Origin of the sequence: Streptomyces sp. NBC_01268 (assembly GCF_036240795.1) — a bacterium.
Taxonomy (GTDB): Bacteria; Actinomycetota; Actinomycetes; order Streptomycetales; family Streptomycetaceae; genus Streptomyces.
Map to the genome: position 1 here is coordinate 946,865 of NZ_CP108454.1, position 15,232 is coordinate 962,096.

At 70.3% G+C, this 15,232-nt stretch carries 12 protein-coding genes; 4 read left to right on the top strand and 8 right to left on the bottom strand.

The window, feature by feature from the left end; translation table 11 throughout:
* Nucleotides 1–33: 33 nt before the first annotated feature.
* Nucleotides 34–3,666, bottom strand: coding sequence for a LamG-like jellyroll fold domain-containing protein (locus OG309_RS03970; protein WP_329418310.1), 3,633 nt, complete (start codon nucleotides 3,664–3,666; stop codon nucleotides 34–36).
* A 719-nt stretch (nucleotides 3,667–4,385) separates the two neighbouring features.
* On the opposite strand from OG309_RS03970, the gene OG309_RS03975 reads away from it, so the two are divergent.
* Entirely contained in the window at nucleotides 4,386–4,871 is a 486-nt protein-coding gene (locus OG309_RS03975; protein WP_329418311.1) for a hypothetical protein, read from the top strand.
* A gap of 604 nt (nucleotides 4,872–5,475) precedes the next feature.
* Nucleotides 5,476–5,667 (top strand): hypothetical protein, encoded by a 192-nt coding sequence (locus OG309_RS03980; RefSeq protein WP_329418312.1) that lies wholly within the window; start codon nucleotides 5,476–5,478, stop codon nucleotides 5,665–5,667.
* Between the two features lie 172 nt (nucleotides 5,668–5,839).
* On the opposite strand, the gene OG309_RS03985 is transcribed toward OG309_RS03980, so the two are convergent.
* From OG309_RS03985 to OG309_RS04005, 5 genes are all read right to left on the bottom strand, one after another.
* On the bottom strand, nucleotides 5,840–8,185 hold the full coding sequence (locus OG309_RS03985; RefSeq protein ID WP_329418313.1) for a hypothetical protein: 2,346 nt from the start codon (nucleotides 8,183–8,185) through the stop codon (nucleotides 5,840–5,842).
* A gap of 239 nt (nucleotides 8,186–8,424) precedes the next feature.
* Nucleotides 8,425–9,171, bottom strand: coding sequence for a DUF6333 family protein (locus OG309_RS03990; protein WP_329418314.1), 747 nt, complete (start codon nucleotides 9,169–9,171; stop codon nucleotides 8,425–8,427).
* A 511-nt stretch (nucleotides 9,172–9,682) separates the two neighbouring features.
* Nucleotides 9,683–10,066, bottom strand: coding sequence for a DUF6479 family protein (locus tag OG309_RS03995; protein ID WP_329418315.1), 384 nt, complete (start codon nucleotides 10,064–10,066; stop codon nucleotides 9,683–9,685).
* A gap of 109 nt (nucleotides 10,067–10,175) precedes the next feature.
* Nucleotides 10,176–10,355 (bottom strand): DUF6480 family protein, encoded by a 180-nt coding sequence (locus tag OG309_RS04000; protein ID WP_329418316.1) that lies wholly within the window; start codon nucleotides 10,353–10,355, stop codon nucleotides 10,176–10,178.
* 194 nt (nucleotides 10,356–10,549) lie between these two features.
* Nucleotides 10,550–11,176 (bottom strand): VanZ family protein, encoded by a 627-nt coding sequence (locus OG309_RS04005; protein ID WP_329418317.1) that lies wholly within the window; start codon nucleotides 11,174–11,176, stop codon nucleotides 10,550–10,552.
* 262 nt (nucleotides 11,177–11,438) lie between these two features.
* Between OG309_RS04005 and OG309_RS04010 the strand changes: the two genes are divergently transcribed.
* Nucleotides 11,439–12,122, top strand: coding sequence for a DUF4230 domain-containing protein (locus tag OG309_RS04010; RefSeq protein WP_443067535.1), 684 nt, complete (start codon nucleotides 11,439–11,441; stop codon nucleotides 12,120–12,122).
* A gap of 76 nt (nucleotides 12,123–12,198) precedes the next feature.
* Here OG309_RS04010 and OG309_RS04015 read toward each other — a convergent pair whose 3' ends face one another.
* A complete protein-coding gene (locus OG309_RS04015; protein ID WP_329418318.1) occupies nucleotides 12,199–13,584 on the bottom strand; it encodes an NAD(P)-binding domain-containing protein in 1,386 nt (461 codons plus the stop codon).
* 173 nt (nucleotides 13,585–13,757) lie between these two features.
* Here OG309_RS04015 and OG309_RS04020 point away from each other — a divergent pair, with 173 nt between their 5' ends.
* Nucleotides 13,758–14,123 carry an ArsR/SmtB family transcription factor gene (locus OG309_RS04020; RefSeq protein WP_329418319.1) on the top strand — a complete coding sequence of 122 codons (366 nt, stop codon included), beginning with the start codon at nucleotides 13,758–13,760 and terminating at the stop codon, nucleotides 14,121–14,123.
* Between the two features lie 9 nt (nucleotides 14,124–14,132).
* On the opposite strand, the gene OG309_RS04025 is transcribed toward OG309_RS04020, so the two are convergent.
* Entirely contained in the window at nucleotides 14,133–15,188 is a 1,056-nt protein-coding gene (locus OG309_RS04025; RefSeq protein ID WP_329418320.1) for an ArsO family NAD(P)H-dependent flavin-containing monooxygenase, read from the bottom strand.
* Nucleotides 15,189–15,232 lie beyond the last annotated feature (44 nt).

Sequence of the window (15,232 nt, forward strand, 5' to 3'; positions counted from 1 at the left end):
ACATGGCGCCGGCGGGCCCACCCTGGCAGACGGTCAGTAGCCGACCTGCTCCTTGACCTGGTTCTCGTTGTGGATCGCGCCGGCCCACATACGTACACCGGCGACCTTCACCGGCAGGTAGTGCTTCCAGCCCCCCGCGGTGAACCCCTTGGCGAGAGCGAACTCACCCGAGCCGACCTGAGCAACGAACTCCGTCGGCTGGCTCACCGGCCCACCGGCGACACGGAGCGTGATCTCTTGCTCTTGGGCGTCGAAGACGCCGGTGACCCGGACCGCGCCACTGATCGTGTCGCTGGCCGACTTGACGGAGGAGAACGTCTTCCCGTCCGCACCGAGTCGGCCGAAGTGCCAACTGCCGACGGGAACCTCGACCTCGCCCCGAACCGGATCCAGGACAGTGGTCTTGGATTCCTTTTCGAACCACAGGCCCCAGGCGGAACCATCCGAGGTCCGCTGACCGACCACCTGGCCGATGTAGCCGTCGTCCTTGGCGGCGGCCTGGTCCTCCTGCAAGGCGACCAGCGCCGACACCGTGAATGAACCACTGTCATCCACCACGGGAGCCTGAACCGTAGTCGTGGCCGCGTCGTTGACACCGTCGAAGACGATTTCATCCCCTTCGACTGCGGCACCGTCTTCCAGCGCCAGATCCCGGCGATACGGCGAACCGTCCTTGACGGTGGATGCGGAGCTCCCCGTGGCAGACCAGTCGGCGACCAGCTCTGCCCCCGTCCAGCCACCGGGCATCACCAGTGCGGCCTCGTCGGCGATCTCGTCGCCTGTCAGTGCACGTTGCCAGGCCGCGACCTCATCGATCGATCCCTTCCACTGGTCGTAGTACGCGCCACGCCACCACGCGCGGCCGATCTGCAACCGTCCGGTGGAGGCCCACGTTGCCGAAACGGTGTACGAGCCCTGGCTCTTGCCGTTGACGTAGAGGCTGATCTCCTTGGAGGAGGCGTTGTACGTGGCGGCCAGGTGCGTCCAGACATGGAGGGTCGCGGGCTGCCTCGCCTTCACGATCTGAGTGCTGATGTCTCCGTCAGTGGCGTTCCTCGGCGAAGTGCGCAGCTCCCAGGTCTTCGATTCCGAGCGGTAGCCGAGGTAGAAGGCGCTGTACCAGTCGGGAGTCAGGCTCGGGTCCTGGCTGAGGGCGGTGTAGTTGCGAGTGTCATCCTCCAGACGCACCCATGCAGCGACGGTGTACGAGGCGGCCGTCTGCACAACCGGCCCGGTCGTGGCGGCGTAGCCGCTGGTTCCGTCGAGGACAAGTCCCTTGTCCTGCACTGGCTGGCTCAGCTTGACACCGTTCGCGTCATGGGCGATCAGTCCTCGGCGTCCCCGGTCGTCGCGGGATGCGACGCCGAACAGCGTGATATTGGACTTGCCTGTACCGGAGTCCACCGCCTCGCCGGAATCCTCCGTGAAGTGCCAGTTGCCGACCGGGCCCTCGCCCATCGCGACCTTGAAATCGACGGACGCGATGTCTCCGTCGCGCCCGGCGCTGTCGTAGGCGCGCACGTACAGCGTGTACTGCCCGGCCTTCGGCGGCACAACGGTCGCCTTCACTACCCCGTCGGCGAGCTTGTTCCAGGTGCTGGGGGTGGAAGTGGAGGTGGAGGGCGCCAGATAGTACTCATACCGCTTGTTGACGTCGCCGCTCGCCGGAAGGAATGTGAAACCGCCCTCGACACCTGGCGCACCTGCTTCCGCGCAATCTGTGGCTTGCGCGCATGCCTTGTATGGTCCGTCGAAGGTGATCGTCGGCTTCTTGGGACCCTGGGAATCGACCTTGAAGTAGCACCAATTGCCGTACGGGGACGACTGCGAGTGGGACCCGTTGTCGTAGAAGACCTGGGTGAGGGCCGCGTATCGGTGAAGGGCGCCGTCAGCCAGCTTGTTCTCCCACGTGAACGTGACCTTGACGTTGTCGACCCCGAAGTTGGGACTCGACGGGCGAGCTGTGCCGGAACCGGACCACGTGTTGTCCGTACCCTTGGTCTCGACACGGAACCAAGCACGGAGCTTCGCACCCGGTCCCGCTCCCCATGCCGCGCGAGGCGTGGCGTTCAACGTGGGGTAGGGGCTGGCGATGGTGGTCGGTGCGTTCGGGTCCTTGCTGCACACCGCTCCCGAGCCAGTCACGATGCCCACCCCCTGCGCGAGGGCCGGGTAGGCAACGTATGTGACGGCGAGGGTTGCGTCATTCCTGAACCGCTTCCAGGCACTCGCGTCGTTCTCATCCTTCGCACGGATTTCAAGGGTGAGCCGGGAGAACTTTCCCGCGGCGAACTCACGCACCGTCGAGGTCAGGTTCTGCCAGCTCTGGTTGGCGTCATCGTGGAACTCGATCGGTGCTGTTGTCGAGTTCGGATCGCATGCGGAGCCGCGTCCAGCCGAAACGTTCCGCTCGGTCAACCAGTCCAGCTCCGTCGGACGCGTGGCCCAGGTGGTGGAGGTGGAGATGTTGTTGGTGCGCACCAGCTGGACCACGCGCGGATCGCACTGGAACGCCCACGGTTCGGTCACCCGGAAGGTTGCGTCCAGTACGCGCTTGCCCGTCAGCCCGTCGGGCGCGAACTGGAAGTACAGCCGCTTCACATAGCCTGGGCCGCAGTACTCGCCGCCCCAGCTACCGCACTTGCCCACACCTTCGCCGAGGTTGTCAGTGCCGTTGTCCCAGCCGTAGGAGGCGTAGTTGTCGGACCGCAGCATGGTGCGTGTGGACTCACCCCAGGACACCGTCGGGTCGATGAACACCGGAAAGTGCTCCGGCTCGGTACCGGTCAGCATCTGTGCGTCCGGAACCACCGACAGCGCGGTGTCCGTCACCTTCACATCCATGCGGGTGACGTTGTCGCCCTGTCCCGGCTCCAGGCCCGAGCCGGACTCGGCCGCGCCGGACACGTCACCGGGGGACGGCTCCTCCTGTCCGGCCTTCTCCACAGCCACAAGCGTGCGCGTTTGGAGCTGGGCAACCGGCTGGGGTTCCTTCGCCTTGCCGGCCGAGTCCCACATCTGTGCGGGCGGAGCCTTGAAGACCGTGTTGCCGTCCCCATCGACCGCGGCAAGGTTGCCGGCGGCACCCTTGCGCAGCGTCACACCATCCGTCTTCAGCCCGAAGGTCAGCTCCTTGAGCGCCGGGTTCGTCGCTGCCTCAGGAGTCTTGACCACAAGGATGTGCTGGAAGCTCTCAACGGTCGCCGTCACCTTCAGGTCGACGCCCGGGAGCACTTCAGGGTAGAGGGCACTGGGCCCGTCGAGCTCGGGCGCCGGAAGCGTCCCCCGCCAGTCCAGCTCCATGGAACGCCCTTGGCGGCTCAGTTCTACCAGGGGCTTGGATTTACCCCCTCCGGAGAACGTCATCTCGGCCGACGCAGCCTTGGGGCCAATGGAGCCGTCAACCTTGCGCTCGAGCGTCGCGTCGGGAGCCTGCCAGCCTCCGCCCGGCTTCGCCACGCGCACCGGAATCGACGACTCCTCCAGCGTGAAGGTGAAACCGTCCGGGTTGGCGAACACGGTGGCCCGCTCCGAACGCTCCCCCGTCACCTCGACCCGCTGCCCCGACTCCTGCGCCTGATCAAGAGCCCTGCGTCCCTCGTCCGACACCGCCGCCGCGTCCACGGCCTGCCCGTCGGCCCGCGCCGTCGTCGGCGCAACTGCCACCGACCCCAGCACTAGCGCCGACCACGCAACGGCGACAACACTTCGGGCACGCCAAGGCGCCCCCCTCGTTCTCACAATCCCCACCCCTATGTGATGCACAGTTCACAGCAAGTGGGCAACCTAAGGGCCTCGCTCGCGAACCCGTCAAGATTGTTTATGGATGTTTGGCAAGTCCATGCTTCGGAGCGGGCGTTAGCTGCCGCTATACCCCTTCCGCTCTGACCCCGGAGCCGCAAGCAGGGGACCTTCTGGCCGGGTCGCTCGGGACCGAAGGGTCCATCAGCAGATGGCTGCGGGTTTGGCGTACAGCCGCACCGCTTAGAAGGCCTAACACAATGAGGCAACTGACTACATGCAGGCGACGCAGCGGGTGAGGTCTTCGGTGACGAAGACGACGAACCGCCGTTGTGATCCGCTGATGTTGGCCGAGTAGATTCGGTCTGTTCCCTCGGCATGGAGTGTGTCGACGGCTTGGGCCGGTCCGGGTCAAGGGGCGGCTCCATCGTCGAGCAAGTTCTGGTGCCGGTCGGACCAGATAGCCCAGAGCAGACGCGCCGAGGAGCTTTGGCTTCGGAAGACTTCAAAGTCCGCGCCTCCCTGGAGTTCGGCCAGGGCGACACGTGCCAAGGCGCTGTCGTGTCTGACGCCTCGACCACGTTGCTCGGGCCCTCGTTAGTCGTCCCGGAACACGACCCTGCGGCTGGTCAACGCTCCCGGTCGTGCAGCACGACGGCCGGGAGCCCGCCGGGTTCGCCGCCGCCCTCCAAGGACTGATGGCCGACCGGGCCTGGGACATCCCGGCCGCCGACACCACCGTCCTGGACAGCTGGCCCGACAGTGCGGCCTCCATCGCCCCGCAGCTGTCCGACCACGTCCACGCCGCCACCTTCCACCCGGCAAGCGGCCAGATCGACCTGCGCCTGGGCCCCCCGACCTACGCCACCCAGCTCCGCCTGATCACCGCGCGGATCATCGCCGCCGCCAATCCGGCGGCGACGCGGAGCGCGGGTCTCCCTCTCACCGCGCTTCCTGGCGGCCTCGCGGGCCTGGTGCAGAGCGACCCGGGCGAGGTCGACGCCGGACAGCTCCGGGCCGTCGACGGAGGGCCGCTAGCTGGCGGCGTTGCCGAGGCGATTCCGCCGCTCCGAGGCCGAGCGGCCCACTGTCGTCACGGCGTACGACCGTGGCGGGGCCCCAAGGCCTGACGCGCGAGATCGACGCCGCTCAGCGCGGCGAGCCGACCCGGGGGCCACCGTTGGACGTCCAACAGTGCCCACTCGCCCAACTCAGCGGCCGACTTCATGAAAGTCGACCACTCTGAGTCACACCGATCACCGGAGCAGGGGCGCCCGCTACACCGCCCACACCCAGCGCCACCGTTCTCGAACCAGCACCTCATTCTCCCGTGCTGGTTCGGTGCTGGTTCGCACGCCCCGCCAGTGGCAAAGCCGCAGGTCCTAGCCCTGGTCGAATGAGTTGTCGTACCACTCGATGGTGGTGCCGATGAGGCTGGCGGCGACGATGCGCTTGAGGGAACCGGGAGGCGTGGGGGCGTGTGTTGCGGCGGCCATGTGCACCACTTCCGAGCGGGCGACGGGGACTGTTGCGTGTCGCCACACCGTAGGAACGCGCAGGTCAGGGGCGTATGTGGTGGGACACCATAGTTCCGGGCACGAGGGTGCGCGGCGACACCATGCCTGTCTCACAGCCCCCTGCCAGAGCCCCGCGGACGGCGCTGGGGGCGCGACGGACGGCGCCCGGATCCCGCCGGGCACGACGCTGGCCTCCGGTCAGGCGTACACCAGCGGTGTGTCCAAGCTGGTCATGCAGACCAACGGGGACGGCAACCTCGTCGTCTACGCGGCGGACGGCTCCACCGCCCTGTGGGACAGCACGCTCGGCGGTCGCTACTTCATCGGCAACGGCTGGTGGAACGGCTACGGGAACCCCCACCCTGATCGGCACGGGCTGGGGCTCACTCGACCTGATGCTCTGACCTGACCGTCCACCCCCACCGCGCGCGGCTCGCCCGAGGAGGTGACCGCGCGACCGAGGGCCGCCCCCCTGCCGGGGGTGCGGCCCTTCTTCGCTCAGCGCCCACAGGTCCCCGCGCCCCGCCGTGTCGGCGGGGCGCGGGGACCTGTGGCGGGGTGTGGGCCCGCGGGTGCCCGGGTCAGTGACGCACGCCGGGTGCGCGGCGACGGCGGACCCACCAGATCAGCGCGCCGCCCACCACGGCGAGCGCCGAGGCCACGCCGGCGATCAGGCCGACCGGCGTGGTGGAGCCGGTGTGGGCGAGGTCGCCGCCCGGGGGCCGGGTCGGTCCGGTGGTGTGGTCGCCGCCCGGAGTGGACGGGGCCGGAGTCGACGGAGTGTGGCTCGGCTTCGGGTCGTCCGGGCGGGTCGGGCTCGGAGTGGGCTGGGGACCCGGGGTGGTCGGCTGGTCGGCGCTCGACCCGCCGAGGTAGGCGGTGTCGCCGTCCCGGTAGGTCACTTCGGTCTGCACGGACGTCTTCGTCGTCGTGTCGAGCCCCTTGTACTGGGTGTTGAACTGGCTCTTGGTGATGTCCCGCTTCGGCGCCTTGGAGAAGTCCACGCCGCCCATCGACAGGATCCACACCTTGCCGTCGTACACGCGCTCGAACTTGTAGTCGCCGTTCCGGAACGAGTGCACGTACTTGTCGTAGACGGTCTTCTTGTCCCAGTTCTTGTTCTCGTCGCGCAGCGGCCACCGCTTGACGTCGTTGCTGTTGATGATCTTGCGGAAGTCGGTCGGGGCGACCGCGTCCTGGCGCCGGACGTACTCGGCGGCGACCCGCGACGTGTACACCCGGCGCAGATCGCCGTACGAGGGGTCCTCGTTCACCCGGCGCTCCAGCTCGGGCTGGATCATCTGAAGGATCAGCGCCTCGGCCTGCTTGGTCTGAGCCTCCGTCAGCCTGCAGCCGCCGACCGGCACATCGGGGCCGTGCGGCACCTCCATGTTGACCTTCATCGGGGCGTCCAGGATGTAGATGCCACCGTCCTGCTCACGCACCTTCGCCGGCTTCGGCGTGATCCACTGGCGGATGATCGGCAGACACGGCATCCCCTCGGGCGTCCGGGGCACCGCCCGCCAGAACCGCTCCCCGCGCTCGTACTTGTCGGGGTTCATCGCGTCCGCGTAGTCATGCTTGAGCGTGAGGTCCGCCTCCAGCAGGACGCGGCCCGCGTCCGTCTTCGCGAACTCCTTGTCCATCACCACGTCCGGGCGGATCGGGTTGAGGTTCACCCAGAACCGGTCCGGGGTCAGCGCCAGCCAGGTGAAGAAGGCGTCCGAGGCGAGCTGGAGCTTCTCGTTGCCGCCGTACCCCGGATCGGTGTCCGGATCCTTCACGTAGTCGGCCCGCATCGAGTAGTCGAGCCCCTTGCCCTTCACCGGGGTGCCGACGTAGTTGATCTCCAGAGTGGAGAAGTCGATGCCGCCGGGGCCGCGCCCGTAGTATCCGCCGCTGTTGTTCTGGTTGTAGATCGCCTGGATGCGGCGGGCCTCGGCGGGCGTCTTGCCGGAGCGCAGCGCCTGGTCGATGAGCGGGCCCCGGCCGCCCTTGAGCGGGTCGGCGTTGAAGCGCTTGTCGTAGTTGGTGTAGACGTTCGGCTTCTGGGTGCGCTCGATGGCGTTGGAGCGCCGCTCGTTGACCCCGGCCTGGGTACGCGAGGTGCCCCGGTCGCGCCGGAGGTCCTCGTCGAACTTCCGGATCGCCTCCTTGGTGGAGTTCTCCGTCCGGGCACCGGTCAGATAGCGGAAGGTCGACTTCGGCCGCTCCTTGGCGATCTGCCGGTCCGCCTTGAGCTGGTCGCTCTCGATCTTGCCGTTGGACTTCATCTCGACCTTGCGCTCCGTCGCCCGGTTGTGGGCGTCGATCACGCGGTACCGCTTCTCGCCGGTCTCCGGGTCGGTGTACTCCAGGGTGTCCTGGCACCACCAGTCCGGGCCGACCATGTTGTACTTCTTGACCATCCGCGCCTCGAACGCCTCGCCGCGTGCCGGGTTGCCGTGGGCGCCGATGTACCGCACGTCGAGGAAGCGCTGGAATTCCTTGTAGCCGCGATCGCTGTTGTACTGGCTGTTGTACCGGGCGTAGATCTCCATGACCTTGTCGGCCGGGTTCTGCGACTTGTCGAACTTGCGCTGCCACTTGCGGTAGTTGGTACCCGCGGTCTCCCGCTGCTTGTCCGTGGGCGGCAGCACCCCGTCGTACGCCTTCGCCGGGTTGTCGTACGTGTAGTTCTCGTCGGTCGGCCAGGCGTCGTACGGCAGGTTGTCCGGCGGTCCCGAATTGGCGGGCGTCGACGGGAAGCTGCGCCCGAGGAACTTCTCGTCGCAGCGGACCGGTTTGACGTTCGGCGGCTTGGCCGCCACCGCCTCGTCAAGTGCGGGCAGGCCGGTCAAGGTGGCCGCGGCGGCGGCTGTGAAGGCGATCGCGAGACGGCCCCACACCTGCCTGACGCGGCCGCCCCGGCGTATGAGTGTGCTCACTGGCTTCTCCCCCTGGGAACCCAGTAGATGACATGGAAGGTGCGCGGCGCGAGTGGGCTCCGAGGTCAACTGGTCGTGGAGCGCCGCTAGTTGCGTACCCTAGGGGGACGTGGCCGAGAGCCCCCTGGTTCCCGTGGCGTGCCCCCGTCAACTTTGCAGGATTTTCACACGCCATCTGCATACGTCGCCGCGCACCGCCGCCGCCCCGGCGGCCCGGTCCCGGCCCCGGAGCCGCGCCTTCAGTCGATCCAGGTCTCTTCGAGGTCGCCCGCGGTCCGCTCGTCGCGCCGCACCCGGAACACCGAGAGCGTACGGCCGCTCCGGGGCAGCGGGCCGACGCTGCGCAGCACCGCCCTGGTCAGGCCCTCCCAGGACAGATCGCCCGGCTCGGCGTCCAGTTCGACGGCCCGCTCTGCCAGTTCGGCGGCGCCGATGCCGAACGCGACGGCGATGTCGCGCGGTGCGCCCGACAGGTCCCAGTCGCCCTCACCGGCCCAGCCCGAGGCGAACAGCCGGGTCCCGTCCGGGTGGTGGATCACATGGGTGTGGTGGGTCGCGTGGTGGTCGACGGTCGTCGAGCCGATGACAGCGGCCCCGGGATGGCGCCGGGAAAGCTCCTCCGCGACCTTCGCGAGAGGGAAGTCCCCGCCCGTGAAGGCCAGGGCCGGATCGTTGATCTCGATCAGCCCGCCCCAGTGCCCGATCCCGACCAGGTCCAGATCGGCCCGGGTGGCGAACGGCATCCGCCGCACGGCCTCGATCCGGTCCACCTCGGCGACCACGCCGTCCACCGTCCCGAGCCCCACGGCCAACTCCCGCGCCCGCTCCGGGTCATGGGCCGGCAGTCCGTCCATACCCACCGGGAACGGCGGCTCGACGACCGTGATCCGGAACTCCCCGTACCGCGCGAGCTCCTGCTCCGCGGGGTACGTCCAGATGCCGTCGACGCCGTCCTCGCCCTCGCCGTCGAAGCCGTCCTGTGTCATCACACCACCTCCGCAGATCGCATCGCGGCGCCACGCTACCGGGCCCATGCTCGACGCGTCGCTTCGGCGTCCCTGCCAACGCGGAGTCGAAGCCTCACTCGTTCGGGTCGGCGGGTGCCCACACCGTAGATCGGCGCCGGCCTTGAGTGCAGCCCCCACCCTCGTCAGTACCGTCCGAGCCGTCGACATCGCCGCCCGCGCCGTGCTCCCGCCCCTTTCGCAGCGGTGCGGCCGGTGCGGGGAGTGGGCCGGGGTCCTGCCGACGGGGACGTGTCGGTGTGCGAGAGGGGAGCGGGCGGAGCCCCCGCCGCTCGGGGGATGGACGACGGGGGCTCCGTAGACACTTCTGACGGCTGGACGATCCGGATGCGGCCAGGTCCCGCGAGCGCCGTCTTCGCGGCCGTGGAGTCGGCCGCCGCGCGCATCGGCTGGTCGACGGTCGGAGCTGTGACGACCACGACGGCGCCCGCCGGCTCCAGGACCGGCAGGCGCCCCGTACGACGGCCATGGCTCAGTCGCCGTGGCCCGTTCCGCCGCTGCCGAAGCCGCCGCTGGAGATGCCGCGCCACTTGCGGCGCTCCTCGCTCTGCGGTTCGCGGTCGGCCTCGCCTGCACTCGTCAGGTTGTACGGCAGGAGCCGGTGCTCGCCGTCCGTCTGCGGCATCTCGGAGGGCTTCCGGTACTCGGTCACCTCGCCGGGCGGCTGGTCCGTGGCGGGCCTGTGGGGCTGCGACTCCGGTTCCGGCGGGGGGAGTTCGCGATTCCTGACGCGGATCCCCAGCGCGAAGGCGCCGATCAGGACCGCGACCACCAGCAGTCCGCCGAGCACCTGGGCCAGACCGGACTGCCAGACACCGGCCGCGAGGACCGGCTCCACCAGCGTGTGCGTGTGCATGGACGTACCTCGCTCGTCTGTCCCGGCCGACCGGACGTCGGGCCGGGATTATCGGAAACCTCGTCCGGGTCTCCGTCCGTGCGGACGGACCGCGCCGCCCCCGAGGCGCTCAGAAACCCGCGATGCGGAAGGCGAAGAAGAGGGCGACCAGGACGGCACCGAGGGCGATGAGGGCGAGCCACATCATGGGGTGGTCCCAGATGCCGCCGTCCGGCCGTTCCGGGTGCGCGGACGAGGTGGAGCCCTCGACGGGCGGTGTCTCCTGGGGCGGAACGAGTCTGTCGGCCATGACGCCTCCGGTGGAACGTGCGCTGCGTGTGCTCCGCGTACGTACTCAACGTCTCTCCCGGCCCCCACTGAGGCCAGTCGCATCGTTGGTGCATCGAAAACACGGCGCTCTCGGCAGGGGGTGCGCGTTCGCCTTGGGCCGGCTGGGGGCCCTCCTCACCGGCGCGGCCTTCACCCCGGTGCTCGGCCGCCGGCTCAGGGACGGGCGTACGTGTCCGGCACCCGGCGCTGCCACCACCGGCGGCGGACACGCGGGTGGACGGCCCTGCCGAGGCGGCGGCCGACGAGGAGGTAGGCGAGGAGCGCGCCCGCGGTGTTGAGCAGGACGTCGTCGATGTCGAAAGCGCGTCCCGTGACGAGGGCGCCCTGGACCAGCTCCACGAGCAGCATGGTGCAGACGGTGACCAGCGCCACCCGGACGAAGCCTCGGGTCCTACGGGACAGCAGCGGCAGGAGCACACCGAACGGCATGCCGAGGAGCACGTTGCCGCCGAGCTGCTTGACGGTCTCGACGAAGGCCGGCTGCCGGAGGTACGCCTCGATGGACCGGCCCGGGGTCAGGTTGTTGTGGACGAGAGGGACGGAGGCGGCCGACTCCCCCAGGGTGAGCCTCGCCAGCACCGCGGCGAAGGCGACCATGCCCGCGAGGGCGACGAGGGCGACCAGCACCCGGACCGCGCGGCCGGGGCCGGTGCGGACCGACCCACGAGCCGCGGAGCCCTGGACGACCGGCTCCTCCTCGGGGCCGCTCTTGCGCGTCGCGCTGGGGCCGCTCTTGCGCGTCGCCTTGGGGGCGATCCTGTCGTGGGCGATCCTGCGCATCGCCGCGGGGAGGCTCCTGCACGTACGGCCGATGGCAGGTCTTCGCAGCGCTCTCCAGCCGATCATGTGACACTCCCCATCTCCGGTCGGGCGTCTCCGGTCGGTCCTGCCGACGAAGCCCGCCTACCCGGACGCGCGGCCCGCATGCCGAGGCGCCGGACGTCCCCGCCCCAGCCGTCACACCCGCCCTCAGATAGCACAACAGAGCTCTTCATGAAGGGAGTTGGGAATGATTCGCGGCAGGCCGGGGCACCAGCGGCCCATGGGAGAAGACACCGCGAACAGACGCTCGTCCCGCGGGACCCGACCGGCGGGGTCGGCCCGCCGGCGGTGGCCGCTCGCCGCCGTCGTCCTGGTCGTACTCGCCGTCGCCCTGATGTTGGTGGGGCAGATCCTGCGGCTGCCGGGACTGGACGTGTTCGGCACCGACATGAAGGACCGCTCCGGCCCCGCGGTCCTGAAGTCCGTCCAGGACATGCACCGTTACGAAGGGGCGGCCGGGACCTACCAGGTCGTGGTCGACCTGGAACAGGACGCCCGATTCCTGCCGGCCGCCATCCGGGGCACCCGCACGCTGTACGTGGCGACCGGCGGCGTCACCGCCTACGTGGAGCTGGGCGGAGTCGGCAAGGACGCCGTCACCGTCGACGCGCAGCGCACCACGGCGACCCTGCGCCTGCCCCACGCCCGACTGGGCTCCCCCGCGCTCGACCCCGAGCGGTCCTACGCCGTGTCCAAGCAGCGCGGCCTGCTGGACCGGCTGGGCGACCTGTTCTCCGACAACCCGGCGAGCGAGCGGGCGGTCAACGTCCTCGCCGCCCGGCGCATCGGCGACGCCGCCCGCCAGTCGGACCTGACCTCACGAGCGGAACGCAACACGACCTCCATGCTCCAGGGCCTGCTCCGCGCGCTGGGCTTCGAGCGAGTGACGGTCACCTACACCTGAACGGCGGACGGGCCCGTTCCGTGAGCTGCTCCACGCACCCCGCGCGGTGTCGTACGCGCGGGGCGGAGGTGGGTCATCAGCCGCAGGAGGAGGCGGGGTTCGACGTACCGAGCTGGATCAGTTCGGGTGCGGCCGGGCCGCAGCAGCCGCTCTCCTCGGACGGCCCCTCCGTCTTGTCCGCCGCAGGCTGGTCGAAGAGGCCTGCGCCGCCGCAGACACCGGTCTCCGGCAGGGTCAGTTCGACGCGCTCCGCCGCCTCCCGGTCGCCCGCGAGGGCGGCGGCGATCGAGCGGACCTGCTCGTAGCCGGTGAGGGCGAGGAAGGTCGGGGCGCGGCCGTAGGACTTCATTCCGACGATGTAGGCGTCCTGTTCGGGGTGGGACAGCTCGTTGACGCCGTGCGGGTAGACGGTGCCACAGGAGTGCTGGTTGGGGTCGATGAGCGGGGCGAGGGCGACCGGGGACTGGAGGCGTTCGTCGAGGCCGAGGCGGAGTTCGGAGAGGAAGGAGAGGTCCGGGCGGAAGCCGGTCAGGACGATGATCTCGTCGACCGGGTCGAGGCGGGTGCCGTCCTCGGCGACCAGGATCAGACGGCCGTCGCCATCGCGCTCGATCGCCTCCGTGCGGAAGCCGGTGACCGCGTCGGCGTGCCCCTCGTCGACGGCGGCCTTGGCGGCCAGGCCCAGGGCACCTCGGGCCGGCAACTGGTCGGCGCCGCCGCCGCCGAACGTGGAGCCGGAGATGCCGCGGCGCAGGATCCACAGGGCCTTGGTGCCGGCGCCGCCCTCGGCCTTCGCCAGGTTCGCCAGCGCGGCGAGTGCGGTGAAGGCGGAGGCGCCGGAGCCGATGACGGCGGTGCGCTTGCCCGCATGGCGGGCGCGGTCGGCGGGGGCGTCGAGGTCGGGGACCCGGTACGAGACGCGGTCGGCGGCGGCCCTCTCCCCGAGGGCGGGCAGGCCCGCGGCGCCCGCGGGGCCGGGGGTGGCCCACGTGCCGGAGGCGTCGATCACCGCGCGGGCGAACAACCGCTCCTCGCGGCCGTCGGCGTACGCGACGTGCACGAGGAAGGGCTGGCCCTCACGGTCGGCGTCGACGATCCGGTCGCGGCCGGCGCGGGAGACACCCGTGACCGTCGCGCCGACGCGGACGCGCTCGCCGAGGGCGTCCGCGAGCGGCTGGAGATACCGCTCCGCCCAGTCGCCGCCGGTCGGGTACGCCGCCGCGTCGGGCTTCACCCAGCCCGTCGGGGCCAGGAGCTTCTCCGCCGCCGGGTCGACGACCTCCGACCACGGGGAGAAGAGCCGTACGTGCGACCACGCGCGCACGGCCGTGCCGGCGGTCGGTCCCGCCTCCAGGACCAGCGGTTCGAGGCCTCGCTCGACGAGGTGGGCGGCGGCTGCCAGACCCGAGGGTCCGGCTCCGACGACCACGACGGGCAGCTGATCGGTGGCGGTGGCGTTCACGGCGACTCCCCTTTGTTTCGACATCCGTCGATCCCATATGCCGCCAGAATGACACTTGAATCGATGAGCGTCAACATAGACACCCATCGAATCCGAGGGGTCGGCGGGCGACCGAGGGGACGTAAAGGTATGGACCACTAGGCAGCTGGTTCGATGCATGTCAACATAGACACATGTCGAATGCCAAGGTGCTGACGCTGCTGGAACCCGAGACCGCCGCCCCCTGCTGCCCGCCCCTCCACGAACGTCCTTTGACCGCCACGGAGGCGGAGCGGACCGCCGCGATGTTCAAGGCCCTCGGCGACCCCGTGCGGCTGCGGCTGTTCTCCGCCGTCGCCTCGCACGAAGGCGGCGAGGCGTGCGTGTGCGACATCTCCGACGTCGGCGTCTCGCAGCCGACCGTCTCCCACCACCTGAAGAAGCTCCGCGAGGCGGGCCTGCTCGCCTCCGAGCGGCGGGGCACCTGGGTCTACTACCGCGTCGAGCCCGCCGTCCTCGCGGCCTTGGGCCAGTTGCTCACCAAGGCCGCGACGGCCTGAGGCCCCGCTTCACCCCAGCAGGGCGGCGATCTCCCGGGCCGCCTCGCGGGCAGGGCGGCCGACGCCGATCAGCGTCGCGGAGGCCGGTCCCGTCCAGTCGCCGTACCCGAGGAGGTGGAGGCGGGGTTCTCCGACGGCCCGGGTGCCCTCGGTCGGAACGTGGCCGCGCGGGCCCCTGAGACCGAGCGGGGACAGATGGGCGAGCGCAGGGCGGAAGCCGGTGCACCAGATGATCGCGTCCGCCTCGGCGGTCGCGCCGTCGGCCCACGCGACCCCCGTGGGCGTGATCCGGTCGAACATGGGCGTCGCCTTCAGCAGCCCGGCGTCCCGGGCCTCGCGGACGGGCGGCACGGCCACGATGTCGCCGAGCGACGCGACGCCCCCGGTGTCGGGTCCGCCCGCGTCGAGGGCGCGTCGGCGGGCGGTGGCGGCGTCGAACAGGGCTCGGCCGTCGATGTCGTCCGGGAGGTAGCGCGGTTCGCGCAGGGTCACCCAGGTCAGCTCGGCGTGGCCGACGAGGTCGGCGGCGATCTGCGCGCCGGAGTTGCCGCCACCGACCACGATCACCCGCAGACCGCCGAACCTCTCGGGGCCTCGGTACTCCACCGTGTGGAGCTGGGCTCCGCGGAACTCCGGGCGACCGGGCAGCGCGGGGAGGAACGGGCGGGACCAGACGCCCGTGGCGCTGACGACCGCGCGGCCGTGCCACGCTCCCCCGTCGCTCTCCACTCGCAGGACTTCGCCCGCACGGTGGACGCCGGTGACCCGTACGGGCCGCTCGATCGGGAGGTCGTACCGCTGCTCGTAGTCGGAGAGGTACTCCACGACGTGCGCGGCGCGCGGGAAGGTCTCGCCCGGCTGGGGCGGCATCAGGCGGCCGGGCAGGGAGGAGTAGGCGGCCGGGGAGAAGAGGCGCAGGGAGTCCCAGGCCTCGCGCCAGGCGCCGCCGGACGCCGGAGCGGCGTCGAGGACGACGAAGTCCAGCTTGGCCCGCCGCAGGTGGTATCCGGCGGCGAGACCCGCCTGGCCTCCGCCGATCACCACGACGTCGAACTTCCTGGTCACGTCCGGGGCTTCCCTTCCTCATGGCGGTGTCCCGCCGTCATTGT